The sequence below is a fragment of the bacterium genome (assembly GCA_016708025.1).
Lineage (GTDB): Bacteria > Zixibacteria > MSB-5A5 > GN15 > FEB-12 > FEB-12.
This window is the reverse complement of sequence record JADJGQ010000002.1, coordinates 1004497-1021898: the sequence shown is the minus strand read 5'-3', so window position 1 is coordinate 1021898 and position 17402 is coordinate 1004497. Positions and strand designations below refer to the sequence as shown.

At 53.6% G+C, this 17402-nt stretch carries 12 protein-coding genes and 1 pseudogene; 6 read left to right on the top strand and 7 right to left on the bottom strand.

Annotation, left to right across the window (positions count from 1 at the left end; translation table 11 throughout):
* Positions 1–78: 78 nt before the first annotated feature.
* Positions 79–528, bottom strand: coding sequence for a transcriptional repressor (locus IPH75_10625; protein ID MBK7142523.1), 450 nt, complete (start codon positions 526–528; stop codon positions 79–81).
* A 280-nt stretch (positions 529–808) separates the two neighbouring features.
* On the opposite strand from IPH75_10625, the gene IPH75_10620 reads away from it, so the two are divergent.
* Positions 809–3187, top strand: a complete 2379-nt coding sequence (locus IPH75_10620) for a hypothetical protein (protein ID MBK7142522.1) — start codon at positions 809–811, stop codon at positions 3185–3187.
* 11 nt (positions 3188–3198) lie between these two features.
* On the opposite strand, the gene IPH75_10615 is transcribed toward IPH75_10620, so the two are convergent.
* Positions 3199–4059, bottom strand: coding sequence for a laccase domain-containing protein (locus tag IPH75_10615; protein MBK7142521.1), 861 nt, complete (start codon positions 4057–4059; stop codon positions 3199–3201).
* A 26-nt stretch (positions 4060–4085) separates the two neighbouring features.
* Positions 4086–4763 (bottom strand): hypothetical protein, encoded by a 678-nt coding sequence (locus IPH75_10610; protein MBK7142520.1) that lies wholly within the window; start codon positions 4761–4763, stop codon positions 4086–4088.
* Positions 4764–5286: 523 nt separating this feature from the next.
* Here IPH75_10610 and nrfH point away from each other — a divergent pair.
* From nrfH to IPH75_10585, 5 genes and pseudogenes are all read left to right on the top strand, one after another.
* On the top strand, positions 5287–5766 hold the full coding sequence (gene nrfH, locus IPH75_10605) for a cytochrome c nitrite reductase small subunit (GenBank protein ID MBK7142519.1): 480 nt from the start codon (positions 5287–5289) through the stop codon (positions 5764–5766).
* 97 nt (positions 5767–5863) lie between these two features.
* Positions 5864–7207 (top strand): annotated as a pseudogene (locus tag IPH75_10600) (ammonia-forming cytochrome c nitrite reductase subunit c552).
* 268 nt (positions 7208–7475) lie between these two features.
* Positions 7476–10517, top strand: a complete 3042-nt coding sequence (locus IPH75_10595; protein ID MBK7142518.1) for a PAS domain S-box protein — start codon at positions 7476–7478, stop codon at positions 10515–10517.
* Between the two features lie 133 nt (positions 10518–10650).
* On the top strand, positions 10651–11583 hold the full coding sequence (locus tag IPH75_10590) for a cysteine synthase family protein (protein MBK7142517.1): 933 nt from the start codon (positions 10651–10653) through the stop codon (positions 11581–11583).
* Between the two features lie 190 nt (positions 11584–11773).
* A complete protein-coding gene (locus IPH75_10585) occupies positions 11774–13474 on the top strand; it encodes a tail fiber domain-containing protein (protein ID MBK7142516.1) in 1701 nt (566 codons plus the stop codon).
* A gap of 136 nt (positions 13475–13610) precedes the next feature.
* Here the strand turns inward: IPH75_10585 and IPH75_10580 are convergent, their stop codons facing one another.
* The 4 genes from IPH75_10580 to IPH75_10565 form a co-directional block, all read right to left on the bottom strand.
* On the bottom strand, positions 13611–14174 hold the full coding sequence (locus IPH75_10580; GenBank protein MBK7142515.1) for a hypothetical protein: 564 nt from the start codon (positions 14172–14174) through the stop codon (positions 13611–13613).
* A gap of 159 nt (positions 14175–14333) precedes the next feature.
* Complete coding sequence (locus tag IPH75_10575) at positions 14334–15332, bottom strand: HD domain-containing protein (protein MBK7142514.1); 999 nt, start codon at positions 15330–15332, stop codon at positions 14334–14336.
* Between the two features lie 118 nt (positions 15333–15450).
* Positions 15451–15984, bottom strand: coding sequence for a DUF1697 domain-containing protein (locus IPH75_10570; protein ID MBK7142513.1), 534 nt, complete (start codon positions 15982–15984; stop codon positions 15451–15453).
* A gap of 36 nt (positions 15985–16020) precedes the next feature.
* Positions 16021–17370, bottom strand: coding sequence for a hypothetical protein (locus tag IPH75_10565; GenBank protein MBK7142512.1), 1350 nt, complete (start codon positions 17368–17370; stop codon positions 16021–16023).
* Positions 17371–17402: the final 32 nt, after the last annotated feature.

Genomic DNA, 17402 nt, shown 5'->3' with positions numbered 1-17402 from the left:
GCCCTGAATCAAATTGTTACTATGTAAGAAAAATTCGTATTAACACAACCATGTCTTGATCTTATCGAGAGTTCATGATCATCGGCTCGATTTACAGGCGGAACATAATCCGCTGATCACAACATGCTTGACTTCGATCTTATCCCAGTGCGCGATCGATCTTGGCGGTTTCATCCGGTCGAAATCCGGCCAGGTGAAATCCTCTATCTTGTTGCACCTGGTACAGACCAGGTGGTGATGGTTGGAGATATTGATATCAAGGCGCGTGGCATTGTCGATATGATGTACCCGCTTGACCAGGCCGTACTCTTCAAAGGTCGCGATCGTCCGGTAGACCGTATCCAGCGAGATGGTCTTAAGCTGTTTCTGCACCTGGGTGTAGACATCCTCGATAGTCGGATGATCCCGGTTTCCCAGGAGGGCTTTGAAAGTCTCGATCCGCTGGTGGGTGACCCTGAGCCCCTTCGCCCGACAGACAGACTCGAAGCTCTCCATCATCTGGGATATGTTGGCGCGGTCCTGCTTCATTTCGCTTAGAACAACCTTATTGTCGAATAGTTCCTAAGTAGGAATTTACTGACTTCAAGTGGTGACGCAAGCGGAAATCCTGCACTTATGGACTTCTTAGGTCCTGACCCCGGGGATTTGTTCTTCAAGCCGTCTCATCCCGATCAGACTCCCGAACCGCCCCGCGCGTTCCAGAGTCCATGTGAACCACTTCTGAAGTACAGACCACAAACAACATACTTGATATCACGGTCTACATTGCGTAAATTGATTTAATGGTGGGTATAATGGGAGGTCAGTAATGCGTTATTTCTTCTCGGTTCTGTCGATCGCTCTTATCTGTTGTTGGTCTCTGGTGTCGGCTCAACAGTTTCCATCGTCACCCGGTTCTCCGATTCCTTACGAATACTTACTTAATCTGGACGATACAACCTTCCCAGCTTTGGTGAGAGACTCTTTACACCCAATCCCCAGAAGAGACTCCTCTGTTGAGCAAAGAAGCTCCAATGCCCCTGCGGCTGAATTAAATAGTAGCGTTCTAACCTCCGTCGGGACACTCAACTGGCAGGGGCCGATGGACATGTGCGTTCTGAACGGGTTCCTCTATGTAGCGTCAAATCTGGGAGTCCTCGCTTGGGATGTCCGCGACCCTTCCAATCCGACCTTTGTGCGGCAATACGATTGGCCGACAACAATCGGATCGACCTTTGTCATAAAGGGCAAAGGCGACTTCCTTTACCTCCTCAGCACTTACGAGGGAATTTCTATTATTGAAGCATCACATCCTGATGACCTAAGGATTAGGAGCAAAATACCGCTGCCGGTGCAAGAAGAACTGATGGAGATCGGTGGCCACTATTTATACATTCCTAGTCAGTATGACTACTTCTTTGTGATAGATATAGCCGACCCGGATCATCCCAGCATTGTGACGCAATTTCGCTCGTTCGACATATCCTTCGATGGACTTCGCGGAATTGCTATGAGGGAGACCGACTCAATGCCGTTGGTCTATTTCTCGTCTGCAATCGCGAACAGCCCGTTATACATCTATACGATGGACGACTCAATCAACCCCAGACATGTTCGAACATACTGGGGTCCAGCCGATGGCAAGCCCGCCTTTTACGGCCGCCTAATTGCGGTAGGAGACCAATTGCTTGGGTATATGCCAGGTGGAACTTCTTTCCAAATCATGCAAGTAGGTGAGCCCTACTACCCGCAATTCGGTTGTGGACCGGATTTGGGTGTTACGATCAATGACATAGAGATAGTCGACACAATTATGTATGTGACAACGGGCACAGGAGTTAGGACCTACAATGTCGCATCGCTCTGCTCACCAGCTATGATAGGATTCGCACTTCTCGACGGGTTCACAGATGGTACCTCCGGCCAGTGTATTGTGGCGGAACACCATCTTTACAATTACGGTTCGGACGGAACCTCGCATGTTCGTATCGCTAGTTCCGATCTTGCAAATCCATCGAACCCAATCACAAAGACTCTCTACAGTTCTAAATTCGCCAGAAAGCTGTATCTCTCTCAAGATGGTCCGGTCTTGACCGCATCCAATTGGGAACGACAGGTCAGCGAACGGATATTTGACATTACTAATCCCTTTTCCCCAATACCTGGAGCTGACTTTGGCCCAGGAAACAATGCAGAGCACACCAATGGAGCCTGTTTCGAAGGAAACTTCATGTATTGCAGTTCAGACGACGCTTCAAATCCACCTCGGCGTGGCTCTATTTCGAGGTTTGATGTCAGCGAGCCAACAGCTCCCGTCAAGCTCTCACAACTGGTCCTGGGTACGAATGCCGACGCCAGCCACATGAGTTTTCAGGATGCGGCTGTGCTCAACAATTATGCCTACGTTGCCGCTGAGGACTCTGGTCTCTATGTTTATCAGTACTTGTCGCTCCAGTACAACCCAATCCTGCGGTCTCGGTTAAGCCTACCTCCCGGGGCCAGTGCCATCAGGATTCGGGGAAACCGCGCATATGTTGTCTGTCGTGGGGCAAGTGTACAGAGTGGTCTGTTCGGAGGTGCCTATATGGCAATCGTGGATATTTCCAACCCTTTACAACTATCGATTGTCGGTTACCAGGAGCCTTGGGGGCAATATAACATCGAACTTGTTGGGGATGTAGTCGCCACTACATCCTGGATGATTGACCACTGGGCAATCTCTCTTTATCAAGTGGATAGCACCGGCTGGCCCGAATTTGTCGGTTCATATGATCCACCCGACAGGTCAGGTAACCTCATCCTGTTAGAGCTAACAGCACAACACATGTATGTCGATAACGGCGACTTCCTCGATATCGTCGATATAAGCGACCCTACAAATCCTCAATTGGCCGAGCGCCAGTATCGAGTCGAGCACGTGTATGATGTTGCAGTTAAAGGTGAAGCGGTTTACCTGGGTCAGCGGTTTGGTATTCAGGTCTATCGTGGACCGTCTTGTTGTGAAGGTACGAGCGGGAATGTAGATGGAAATGCCGGTATCGACTTATCAGACCTTAGCTGGCTCATAGCCTATATGGTCAGCAGCGGTGGGTTGAATTGCATTGGCGAAGCCGACATCGATCAATCAGGTAATGTCGACTTGTCCGACCTGTCGGCCCTAGTTTATTACCTGGTAAGTGGGGAATATCAATTGCCTGCTTGCCAGTAGTACAGGAACAATCAACTATATGGAGTCTCTCTCATCCCGATCAGACTCCCAAACCGCCCTTCTTTTTCCTGCGTCCCCGTAACTCCCGCCTGAACATGGGAGAAAAACCGGTCTGCCTGACAGACTGTGCAGGATCCCAGATCGCTCACATGGGTTGCTCGCACTCCGGCACTGACCAACTGCCACGTAATGAACTCCGGCAAATGAAAGAACCCATCCTTGTAGTGCTGATTCTCCTCGCCATACAACTCTTTGATAGAGCGCCGCAGCCGCTTCCAGACTCCTGATCGCTCGATATTGTAGTGGCATCCGCGGATCGACGCCAGTATCGCGACCTCAAGTCGACGCGGTTCAACCCCAAACTCGCTCTGCATCAGCGTCACCATCCGGATCGCCAACTGATTGACCGCTCCGACCAAGCCGATATGGGCGATCCCGCAGACCTGGGAACCAGGCGCCCAGAACATCACCGGCGCGCAATCCGCGGTCAGTATCACCGGATACGCATCCTGCACCGCCAGGATCACACCATCGATCCCCCGTTGCCACTCCATATCAAAATCGGCTCTGTCCAAATAGATATCGCCGCGGTGAATCTCCTTTTCCGTGAACTGAAATCGCCGAGGTCCTTCAGGTCGGTTAAGGAATTCTCTGTCTCGGAGTATCACCACATTATTGCTATGCGTCTGGGGAAGACAGAAGATGTGACTGGGGTCGATCTTGAGTTGGTCAGCCAATGCCTGATATCTCTGATCAACCGCCTCCTGAGAATCGGCCCGCGTGGAGAGACTTCCAGACTCGCGGCCAGTATACGCGCAGAGCAATTCATGACTATCGATCCTGATCCGAGATATCGCAACGCTCTTCATCATGTTCCCAGAACCCCGGTTGTCGTGCTCTAACATTTCGCCAGCACTCGCTCGATAGCCAAGACTCTCCGTCTGGTCATCGGATCAGATGGCTTTTTCCTGGCAAGATACCGCTCGCCGACCGATGCCGCATACCGCATCTCCTGTCTGGCCGCTGGGAAATCCATTTCCGAAAGCGCAAGCATCGTCCAGAAATAGGGGAACCGCTGCCACCTCCCTTTACCATCGCGAAATCCCTTCAGCATTTTCATCCCGTTTTCCAGCCATTCTTCTTCACCTTTAAGTCCGCCGGCCGTGATATGCCGCCAGAGCGCCGGGTCGCAGGTACCGCAACAGAACTTCTTTCGCTTCTCCAGCCTGGCACGTTCCAATGCCCCTCTCATCCCAACCGTAGCATCCTCGAGTGCTTTCTGCACTTCTTTGGAACGCGACTGCAGCAGTATTAGCGCACGACACGCCTCCTCGCCGGACACATGCCGCAGCGATGCACTCGGCCCGAGTGCCTCACCCGTGAAAAGGCGAATCCCCTTCCTGGCATCCGATGCAGTCGGCGCAAACATGTTGGCATAGGAGCCTTCCTCGCCCTGCCTTTTGGCGATCCAAAGCGCAACCTCGTCACGCTCGGCCGCGGTCACGGGCATTCCGAAAAAAAACGCTTCGTTAACCGAGTCGACTGTTTTGGCCAGACTGTCACGATAGATCCGCATGATTATTCCCTCAATTGCCGGGTTTTCTGATATGTGATGCCGGACTTGGGTGCGATAAAGCTCTCGTATAACCTATTGATCTCTCGTCCTGTTTACAATCGCTTTCTCACCAGTCACCGGAGCCGCATTTTGCCCGATTCGACCGCCGCCAAGCAATTCGACCCGTTCTCGTAACCGACTACCTGAGTGCAAGATAGCGGACCATTCAATCCTTCCCAATGGATTTCCGCCTCGCTTGACTTTAATCAAAGGATTTTCTTCGTAAGCTGTCGATTCTCCATTCACGACGGAGTCGATGTGACCGCCTCCGCCTTCAAACAAACTGTGAGAAGTAAATAGAAGTATGGGTTCTTCGTTCAGAGTTGAATTTAACGCCTCCAAGCTGTTACTTTGTTTTTGCCGTCGGAGTCATTCGCCGCGGCAAATGATCCTGATCCCGGGCTCTGGGGCTACACAACCTTGACGGTCAACTTTTGAGCGACCTGAGGATGGCACCGTATGACCTTGAGTTTGGAGGATGTCGATGGTTAGACTGACCGGATCGGCACCATTGCAGAAATGGATCGCGGTGATCGCAATCCTCGCCGGGATCCTGATCGGCCTTGGGTTCTTCACCTTCTATTACGCGCACGGCGCGTCATATCTCTCCGATGACCCCACGGTCTGCACCAACTGCCATATTATGCGCGAGCATTTTGATTCCTGGCAGAAAGGGAGCCACCATGGAGTTGCCATCTGCAACGACTGTCATCTGCCGCAAAGTTTCCCCGGCAAATATCTCATCAAAATGGAGAATGGCTGGAGCCACTCCCAAAAATTCACCATGCAGAACTTCAACGAGCCGATCCGCGTTCGCGAACATAATCGTGAGGTGGTCCAGCGCAACTGCCTTCGCTGCCACGCCCAACTGATCTCGGAATCGGTCGGCTCGTTCACCCACGCCGATGAACATCAGAACTGCGTTCGGTGCCACCGCGAGGTCGGCCACGGCGCAGCGCATTGAAAGGATAGATCATGGCTGAGAAGACCACTCCTCCAACCGACGGGCACAACTGATCATCGTCGCCCTCGTCGTGCTGTTGGCCATCGCCACCTTCGCGATGATGATGCTGTATCAGAATATCTCGCAACGCAAAGATGAAGCTAAACAGGTTGTCTTTCAGGTTGCGGATATCAACGAAGAGACGATCGACCCCAAGGTCTGGGGACAGAATTTCCCTCGCCAGTTCGACACGTACAAGCGAACTGTCGATACCGCCCGAACCAAACATGGCGGCAGCGAAGCCTTTCAGAAACTCGATGATGACACACGCTGGCGTGAATTGTTTAACGGCTACGCATTTGGCGTCGACTATCGCGAAGAACGCGGCCATGCATTCATGCTGACCGACCAATTCGACACCGAACGGACCAAGCAGTTCCGTCAACCCGGCGCCTGCCTGCATTGCCATGCAGCCATTATTCCGGCTTACAAGCAGAAGGGGAAAGAAGCCGGCGTGCCGGATTCCGATACGCTCGCCCAGATCATGAAGGGCTTCGAGGTCGTCTGTGCCATGCCCTGGGATAGTGCCAACAAATTGGTCGAACATCCGGTCGTCTGCGCTGATTGTCATGAGCCAAAATCAATGAATCTCCGCGTCACCCGCCCCGGATTCATCAATGGTATCCGGCGCCTCGCCGAAAGTGGAACCTCTATGCCCCACCTCCCCAGCCTCACCCGCCTGGCAGAACGGCCCCAAAACCGAACCGTATGATCCCAATAAGGAAGCTACTCGCCAGGAGATGCGCTCCTACGTCTGCGGACAGTGCCACGTCGAGTATTATTTCAAAGGGAAAGAAAACTCCTCACCTACCCCTGGCACGAAGGTGTGGCTGTGGAAAATATCGAATCATACTACGACTCTGTGAAACATGTCGATTGGATCCACGCTACTTCCGGCGCGCCAGTTCTTAAGGCCCAGCATCCTGAGTTTGAGATGTGGAGCCAGGGAATCCATGCCCGAGCGGCGTCGCCTGTGCCGACTGCCACATGCCGTACTACCGCGAAGGCGCTATCAAGATATCCGATCACCATGTGCGGAGCCCGCTTTTGAATATCGCGCGCTTGCCAGAACTGCCACCGTTACCCTGAGTCGGAGATTCTTGCTCGGGCACAGCGTATTCAGGATAAGACCAAGGACGTGATGATCCGCGCCGAGGAAGCTGTGCTTGACCTGATTGCGGCCATTGACGCCGCCAGGACCGCCGGAGCCGACTCTGTCTCGCTCGCTCCCGCGCGCAATTTCCATCGCAAGGCACAGTTCCGGCTCGATTTTATCGCCGCCGAAAACTCGATGGGATTCCATGCCTCGCAGGAAGCGACCCGTATCCTCGCCGAAGCGATCGACTACGCCCGGCAGGGTTTCAGCGCCCTCCCCGGCGGACCTAAACGCGCTGATCGCTGATCTCTCGTTTCTCCGGGGACAGGTTCCTTGCCAAAAGTACCTGTCCCCCGGTTTACAATCCCCACGTAGCACGAACAATCTCCAGATCTTGCCCGCATCTTGCCGACACTTTCAAGTTTTTCCTTGATTGGCCGACAATAATTATGGGGAAAAAGGAGTTGCATCTCCACTTAGATGCAGGGCAAAACACTCGCCGGATGCAATCCACCCAGCACTAACCCAATCGATAGTTGCACAGAACCGCGTCATTTGGATAGCGTCGATTGATATGAGTCATCCTAAACGGCTGCTTGCCGCACTCATCCTGACGATATTTTTGTCCGAAATGGCGGTCATGTTACTGCTGTCATTTTTTCCACAAGCACGGTGGTGGAACGCGGCTGTTGCCGATGCCTCCCTGGCAACCCTGTGCGCACTTCCATGGCTCTACCTGTTTATCATCAGACCGGCGATGCGTGAATCGGCGCGTCGCCTGACCGCTCAACAACAACTACGCGATGAACGGGACCGCGCACGCCTGCAACTGAATATCTCGGCCGCAATGGTGGTCGAATTGGATCTCAGTGAAAACATCCGCAGTATCAATCGCAAAGGGTGCGAACTTCTTGGCTACACTGAGGAGGAGTTGATCGGCCGGAATTGGTATGACACTTGTATCCCCCAGGAACATCGAGACAGTCTTCGCGAGCACCGCGCGCGTCTGACCACAGGGTCCGCAGAATGTGTTGATGATCACGAGAAACCGATTATCGACCGCGCAGGGAACCTGCTGTTGATCACTTTTCGCTGCACCGTTCTGCGCGACGACAATGGGCGCGTCACCGGCACTCTATCGTCAGGAGTAGACATAACCCAGCACCGTCTCTCCGAGGAATCATTGCGCCTGGAACGGGAACGGATGGCCAATATCATCAGAAGCACCAATGCCGGTACCTGGGAATGGAACCTGCTGACCGAAGAGGTCGTCATAAATGAGCGGTGGGCCGAGATCCTCGGCTATTCGAAAACTGAGCTTACTTCAGTTTCGACCGACACCTGGCGAAAGCTTTGCCATCCCGGCGATCTTGTTCTCTGCGACGAGAATCTGACCCGGCATTGTGATGGAAAACTGGACTACTATGAAGTCGAATTACGCACCAAACATAAGGAAGGTCATTGGGTCTGGGTCCTTGATCGCGGCCAGGTGACCTCGTGGACGCCGAACGGAAAGCCACAACTCATGCAAGGCACCCGTCAGGACATTCACCAGCGCAAGACGGCGGAAGAACGGGCCAAACGCACAGCCCACCTGGACAGCATCCTGCTCAAGATCTACGGCGAATCCATTTCCCTGCCGGACAAGGAATTCTGTACTCACGCCCTCGACGAAGCGGTCAAACTGACCAATAGCGAGATCGGCTTCTTTCATCGTATCTCCGACGACCAGAAGGAGATCATCCTCACCGCCTGGAACGGGACCGCCCTCAAGATGTGCACAGCGGCGTATGACGTTCACTACCCGGTGGAAAAAGCCGGTAACTGGGTCGATTGCCTGCGCTATGGTCAACCCGTGGTCTACAATGATTTCCCACACTCCCCCAATCAAAAGGGGCTACCCGACGGCCATGCGTCGGTTAAACGATTCATGAGCGTTCCGGTCTTCGAAAGCGGAAAATGCAAACTCATCTTCGGTGTCGGCAATAAGTCGGAATCGTATGATGAACTTGATGTCACCCATATGCAGCTTCTGGCCACGGAACTGAACAAGATCCTCCGTCAGCGCGAGAGTGAACAGATCATCCAGACCAGCGGAGAACGCTTCCGCGCCATCAGCGAACATGCTTTAACCGGTATCTGGATAATTCAGGGAGGGCAGATACGGTACACCAATCCGATCCTCGCCAGCCAACTGGGATATACTCCGGCAGAATTGCTTGAGTTGCAGCCTCTCTCGCTGGTGCACCAGGATGATCTGGTGACCTGCTCACATTACTTTGGTGAAAGTGTGATCACTGAGAGTTCGCTTAATCAGACTGCGCTCCGCCTCCGTAATCGCCAGAGCGACTACCTCGACTATGACCTGTTGGTCTCTCCGATCGACTGGGATGGCCAGCCGGCCACACTCTGCAATCTGCTCAATGTCACCGAGGTCAAGCGACTCAAGGAGCAGGAGGCGCGTGCGCAGCGACTGGAAACGATCGGACGCATTGCCGGACAAGTAGCGCATGACTTTAATAACCTCCTTGGCCCGATCATGGCCTACCCGGACCTGATCAAAGAAGAATTGCCCGAAGGCAATATTGCGCGCCAGTACTTGTCTGACATTGAAAACGCTGCCTCGCGAATCGCCGCGATCAATCAGGATCTTCTGACCCTCGGACGCCGCGGACATTATACCGTGGAACCGGTAAATCTCAATTCGATCGTGACCCACGCGCTCAAAGAAGTTGCTCCTCGCCAGGAAGCTGTCACTTGCAACCTTGAACTCGCCGATGATCTGCTCTGTGTGAAGGGTGGCTCGGCACAGCTTTACCGTGCGGTCGCTAATCTCCTGCACAACGCCCTGGACGCGATGGATGGACGAGGTGAACTGCGCCTCAGGACAGAAAACTACTATGCCGAAGAGGTCACCATCGCCTATCAGCGTGTCCCTCGCGGAGAGTACGTCAAACTGACCATCGCCGATACCGGGTGCGGTATACCTGATGACGCTCTTCAACGGATCTTTGATCCGTTCTTCACCACCAAGAAAAGCGATCGCAAGCATGGTTCCGGCCTGGGATTAAGCGTGGTCAACAGCGTACTCAAGGATCATTGCGGATATCTCGATATCCGGACCGAAACCGGGCGAGGGACAACATTTTACATCTACCTTCCCGCATCTCGTGAGATAGGCAGGTGTGAGGCCGCGACGCGGCCGGTGGGCGGAAGCGAACGAATTCTCGTCGTAGACGACGACTCGATCCAGCGGGCGGTCCTTGGCAGCCTCCTCGAAAAGCTCGGCTACCAGGTGACAATCGCCCAATGCGGCGAAGATGCCATAAAGCTGCTTCGCGAAAACAGATTTGATCTGCTGGTTCTCGATATGATCATGCCCGGCGGCATGGATGGTGCCGATACCTATTGCCGTGCAGCGTCCCTCTACCCCGGCCAGAAAGCGATCATCGTCTCTGGATACTCCGACAGCGGCCGAGTCAATATTGCTCAGGAGGCGGGCGCGGGCGCCTTTGTCAAGAAACCGCTCACCCTGCTGTCTATCGCGGGCGCGGTGCGCGGCGAATTGGACAAACATGCCCCGGCGCTAACTGACCGTGCTTTGGTCAGACAATGACCAAGCACTGGGTTGATCAACAAACAATTCCGAATTTGATTGACGTACTCGTGCTCTCTCCTCTACCTTTCTGTCTGCATGCAGTTTCGTTCTTCGATAATAGATCAGCATCAGAGTCGTGCGGGAGCAAGATATGCCTGAGCAACTCAGTGTTCTCAATGCCATCGGCAATACCTCGCTGGTGCCGTTGCGCACAGTCGTCCCTCCGGGGAGTGCCAAGGTCCTCGTCAAACTGGAATGGGAGAATCCAACCGGCTCCATGAAAGATCGCGCCGCCCAGGCCATGATCGCCCGCGCTGAAGAAGATGGCCGCCTCAAACCCGGCTATACCATCGTCGAATATACCGGCGGCTCGACCGGTATCTCTCTCGCCCTGATCGCAGTCGCCAGAGGGTACCATCTGGAGATCGTTTCGTCAGAGGCATTCTCGCAGGATAAGCTGCGCCATATGGCCGCACTCGGCGCGCATCTCACTCTCGTCCCGAGCGAGGGCGGACTCACCACCAAAAAACTGATCCTTGATATGATCGAGGTGGCGCGTGAGATCAGCCTCCGCCCCAATACCTATTGGACAAATCAACTCAGCAACGCTGACAGCATCGCCGGATATTTCTCTTTGGGTGAAGAGATCTGGACGCAAACCAACGGCAAGGTTGACGCTTTCGTTCAGTCGGCCGGAACCGGCGCTTCCTCGCGAGGCGTCGCAACCGCGCTCAAGCGCCACAACTCGAAGGTCAGCGCTGTCGTCGTTGAACCGGCTGAATCTCCCGTACTTTCCGGCGGTCAGCCCGGCCCACACAAGATCGAGGGTGTCGGTATTGGGTATATCCCCCCGCTCTGGGAACCGAGTCTGGTGGATCAGATCATTCCGGTGAAAACCGAGGACGCCAAAGCGATGGCTCGCCGCCTGGCGAAAGAAGAGGGTCTTTTTGCCGGCACCTCCTCCGGCGCCAATGTGATCGCCGCCTTACAAGTGGCCGAACGACTTGGTCCCAACGCAACCGTCGTCACCCTCATGTGCGACACCGGCCTCAAGTACATGAGTACCGATGTCTTCCGCTACTAGCCGAACTAGCCTAACATAGTTACCGGCACTTCTCCTGCCAGTCTCTTGGTTATTCCCCGGTTGTTGGGCTGTTCATGATATTTTCCCTCTTTGATTTTTAGCATTCATCCCTATATTTCTCTATCATAGGTACACGCAATCCATTTATCACTGAACTGACAGACCACCCATTATCTCAAGGGGCTTGATCATGCGCTTCGTTACCCCATTGCTGATCCTCATTCTGGCAACGACAATGTCGACTGAGGCTGCTACACCAACGGCTCTCAATTTCCAGGGACGTCTCACTACTTCCGGTGGATCCGCCGTTCCCGATGGCAGCTACTCTGTCGTCTTCACCATTTACGACGCCGCCTCCGGTGGCACCAGTAAGTGGACTGAGACGCAATCAGTGACAACCTCCGGCGGACTTTTTGCTGTCCTTTTGGGCACAGTCAACCCAGTAACTGACACGGTTTTCAATTCGAGCAATCGGTATTTGGGTGTAAGAGTCGGTGTTGACCCCGAGCTCACCCCGCGTACACGACTCGTTACTATGCCCTACGCATATCGCGTGAGTACTGTCGACGGTTCGACCGGTGGGAGCATTAGCGGGAATATCCTCCTAGATATATCATCAGCCGCGACAGGAAACATTTACAAGGGAGATACGCTTTTTCTCCACAACTACGGTGTAGCGAATACATTTCTTGGATTGAGATCGGGCAACCTCAGCATGACCGGCAATTTCAACACGGCCGACGGGCATAGTGCCCTACGCGCAAATACTACTGGTATGTCAAACGTGGCCATTGGCTCTAGCGCCATGCTGACCAATACCACCGGCTCAGTCAACACCGCTGTTGGATCCAGCGCGTTGCTGCTTAATAGCACAGGTACGAATAATACAGCACTTGGTGGCCTCTCACTCTTCTCTAATGGAACCGGCACCGACAACACTGCGATCGGCGCAAATGCAATGTTCTCCAACGGCACGGGCTACCATAATTCCGCCGGCGGAAGTCTTGCTATGTTCTCGAATGATGACGGCTACCAGAATACTGCATTTGGCTACAAAGCTCTCTACGCAAACAGTTCGGGTTTTGAGAATTCCGCTACTGGTACCTTTGCCCTTGACCACAATACAACGGGTTCTCGAAATACTGCTCACGGCAGGTCGGCCCTGAGCGCAAATACAGATGGTGCCGAAAATACAGCAATTGGTCAAGAAGCTCTCTACCGAAATCAAAGTGGAGGAGACAACACTGCGGCCGGGGTTAACGCGCTCGGTCTCAACTCTAACGGAAACGGTAATACGGGGCTTGGAAGATCTGCGCTCTCAGGCAATGGGAGCGGAAACAATAATACGGGGGTTGGCTTTGTCGCGCTCTCAACCAATTCAACAGGATCATTCAATACCGCAATAGGATATGGCGCAAATGTGTCGACAAGTGGCCTCAACAATGCCACCGCCATTGGCAATGGTGCGATAGTAAACGCCAGCAACAAGATCCGCCTCGGTAATTTTTCGGTCACTGTGCTCGAGTGCCAGGTCGGACTCACGGTCGTCTCCGACAGCTCCGCCAAAGAGAATTTCTTGCCAATTAACGGCACAACCGTCCTCAACAAGCTCGCTGATCTTCCCATCGCCAGTTGGAATTACAAAGGACACGACCCGGAGCAGTTTCGTCACTATGGTCCGGTGGCCCAGGAGTTCTATGAGCGATTTGGACATGATGGCGTCGGCACGATTGGTACTGAGACCACCATCAACTCCCAGGATATTGACGGCATTCTGCTGATCGCAGTCAAAGAGTTGGAGAAACGGACCAAGGATCTCAATCTAATTAAGTCAGAAAACGCGGAACTGAAGGCCCGCCTGGAGAGACTAGAAAAATTGATTGCCAACTAGACGCTTGTCCCCAAACCAAAAATAAGAGGTCTGGCCACGTGTCCGTCTTCGGCTCCCCGACTAACGAAGAAGCCTCGGCTTACACCGAGGCTTCCTTATTGAGGTCAACTCTTTTCAGATCACAATTGCATCCGCATTACATCTTCGGCCAGAGCCACCCGAATATCCCCGCTGTTACCAGCGCAAAGATCAATCCGTCAAACATCACCAGCAGGGTAGTTCCCCACCTTCTCCCGTACCAGATAGAGTTCTGCATCTGGGCGAACGCGTATCCCATAAAGGCGGAACATCCGACAAAGCGGAAGACCTGGAGGTAGTTTCCGCCCGGGCCAACTGCTCGATCACCGATATAAGCTGCAAACAGAGAGACGATCAGGCAGAAAACGAACCAGAGCACCAGGCTTTTCCCCATGCTGAATTGTCCGCTCGGCAAGATCGTCATCAGCCCCACCGGCCCCTTGTTCAGCTTTTCGGTGAACGCCGGGTCTTTCATATCCTTTGAACTGCTGCAGTACGGCATATGGTAGTCGCCCGGCGGAATGCTGAATTTCCGCAATGCCTCCATGATCCCATCTTCGTTGGGGAGTTTCTTGAAATCGGACTTGTGATAGTTGAGGACCATATGAATGATCGAGCTCACCACAAATACCGCCACGGCGGACAGCAGTATCGGCAGCCACAATGAAGCCAGGAATCCCATGACTCTTCCTCCTCGAGTGAACGGTTGATTGCCGCAGACGATCCGTCTGCGCAGAGAATCAATGGCCTAAAATAGATTGCTCAAATCCACGACGCAAGCCTCAGTTTTCATCTGAGGAGTCTGCGCGCAGAATGTGACTCTGGAAGGTGCAGGGAAGTGCTAGGATCCGAGTAGCTCGGTCCGTGACGGGCCAAGCAATTGAATGAATTGCCGAAGCAACGATCGGTCGAATTCTTCGCCGGAATGCGCCATCATTTCAAGCGTCCGGAAAGACCCTTCGGCCTGACGATAAACCCGGTTGGTGGTCATCGCATCAAAGGAATCCGCGATCGCTACAACCTTTCCATACAGGTGAATGCCGTCCCCACCCAGTCGATTTGGATATCCTGACCCGTCTTGACGTTCGTGGTGCTGGGCGATAGGGATATACGCCTCCCGCGGAATAAGGTCAGTCGTCGTCATCAACTCCACGCCCCACTCGGGGTGTTGGCGAATGGTCTGCCATTCCGCCTGACTCAGCGGACCTGGCTTATGGAGTATCTCTTCCGGCACGCGAGCCTTGCCGACATCGTGCAACAATGCGCCGGTGGCCAGCGCCACCAAGTCGCTGGTTTTCTCGATTCCCGACGCATTCCCCAGCGCGAGCGAAAAAGCGCAGACATTTACTGAATGGCTGAACACCGTATAATCAAACGACATCACCTTGAGCAGATTGTGAAAGGCGTTTTTCCCTTCCAGGACATACTGAACAGTTGTCTGAACAAATTCCTGACTCTCACGGATCATCGCACCTTTGGTCGGGTCAGCAAATACATCCTTTACCAATTCTCTGGCGCTGTCATACAGGATCGTGGTTTTGGTGAAATCATCCAGCGACGGATCCACGACTATCTGGCTGATATGCTCCCGCAAATGCTTTTGGTATTCCGATCGCTGTGCCTCGGACACGTAGAGCCGGCTCAAATTTCGCCGAAGCATCTCACTTCGATGTGCCTCTGTCAGCGGGAGTTTGGATGACCGAAAGAGGACCATGTCCCGACCGTCAAATACGTACAGGTCAAACTCCAGTACACAATCGACCGTCAGCGTATGGGTATAGATAGGGATATAACCAGAGGATATATTCCTCGGTTGTGATTGCTCCACCCTTGTCTGCATGTTTATGATTATCGACCGATAAGTCCTCTTTCTTTATCACCGATTGGCGATAAAGGGACCGAAAAAGCAGTCGTAAACGGGACAACAGCAATAGGTTGCGCCGCGGGGGATTAAATGACTAAAAGTGCTTCTCTGCCAATTTGGTCAAGCTGCTGATCGACCGAAACGTGACTGCCCGACCAAGCGCCCGTTCCAGCTTCCCGCCATTAAATTTCGATTCGCTCTGACGCTTGTCGCAGAGCCAGTAGACTTCACGCCCATGCAGATGAAACTGGTCGATCTCGCTGCGGAAACGATCGACTGCTTCCGCATCTTTCTGGCTGAATGGTTGTGCGGTGAATCCAATGTTAAGGGTGGGTGCTTCCGCCAGCATCTTCTCCGGGAATGGCCGATACTTCACCACCGACAAAACTTCATCGCCAGTCCGGAGAAATGTCGCCACGGCAAATCCGAGCGATTGCTCAAGCGCGGCGGCGATTCTCTTCTCCAGCGTCGCCGGAGCTGTCCGGCCGGTCGTGAAGATCACATTGCCGCTGGCCAGAAAGGTCTCGATCTCTTCGAATCCCAGTGACTCAAAGACCGAGATCAACTCCCCTTTGGTGGCGGTCTGTCCACCGACATTGATGGCCCGCAAAAACGCTACATATCGCATAGACCGAATCTAACATCTCGCATCGCCAGACGCAACTCACGGACAGGCCGGCAGAGTCGGGCGTGGCGTAGTCGTCAGATATACAATGAGCAGTGACAGATCGGACAGGTCGATCGAACCAGTCGCGTTCAAGTTCGCTGCATCCGGACAGGGCAATGTCGGGCGTGGTGTGGTCACCAGATAAGCGATCAACAACGAAAGATCCGACAGGTCGATCGAGCCGATCACGTTAACGTTGCCGCGCGTGCCAATACAGCATCCGGTTCCCGAGATCCCGTGCGGCCCGGCACCAGTTGGTGTGACACCGTGACAGACGGCGCACTTGTTCAGTGTTCCAGCGTATCCCTGTAAGGCGATATTCTGCACGTTATCGCGAGCATTGCCGCTAGGCACGATTGCATGTGGCTCACCATGACAGGCACTGCAAAACAGCCCACCATGCCCCCGTGATTCCCTATACAGCTTACCCGGTTCCTCGGAATAGGTCGATCCATGACAGTTCGAGGCTCCGCAGCGCGGTTCTTCCAGCCATGGCTCACGACCGGCAGAGATACTCTCGCCAACCTCGGTCACACTACCGTGGCACGTCTGACAGGTGAACCCATGTTCTGTCTTCATGACATCGCGAAGGCACTGGGTATTGGGGCCAGGATGACATTTGTAGCAGTCATTGGTCTCCTCACCATGCTTTTTATGGATCGCTTCGGACAAAGACGGCACTCCGGGATGGCCGGGAGTCCCCAATGCATTGGAGGAATGACAGCTCGCGCAGAGTATCGGCGTGTTGTTCGGATCGAATCCTCCCTCATCTTCGTGCCGATTCAGGATATCCTGTTCACTGGAGTGACATCCGGAACTTACGCAATTGATCTCGTTTGACACTGGTACCACCGGCTGAGTGGTAGCGATCAGATTGTTCGATCCGTCAAACACGCGCAGTAATCCCAGTTGAAACGGATCTTCGTGGAGCAGATCGGCATCAGAGTATGGCGTGATCGGCACACCGGTCACATCAAAGTGGTCCGCTTGCATCACCATCTCTCCGCTCAGCCGGTTGCCCGTTAATCCCACATCCGGAGGGAGATTCACGCCGAATATCTGATCCTCAAAATCCCAGAAGTTCGTTTTGCCGACTGAAAACGTATTTCCGGGGATCTCATACAGAATGCGAAACCCGGTGGTCATGATCACCGGCAGGTGAGTGCTGTCTCCAACCTGGATCACCTGCGCTCGAACATTATTGAAGGGAGGCAAAACCACTACATTGGTGAAATCCTTGTTGCTGCAATGCATGCCGAGATCGTTCCAGCCAATGACGATCGTCTCCTGGGAGAAAGCAGAAGCGGAGATCATCAGGATGAATAGTGTGCGCGCGATCAGTTTCATTGCATCCTTCTTCCATTGGAGTAGTGTGGAGT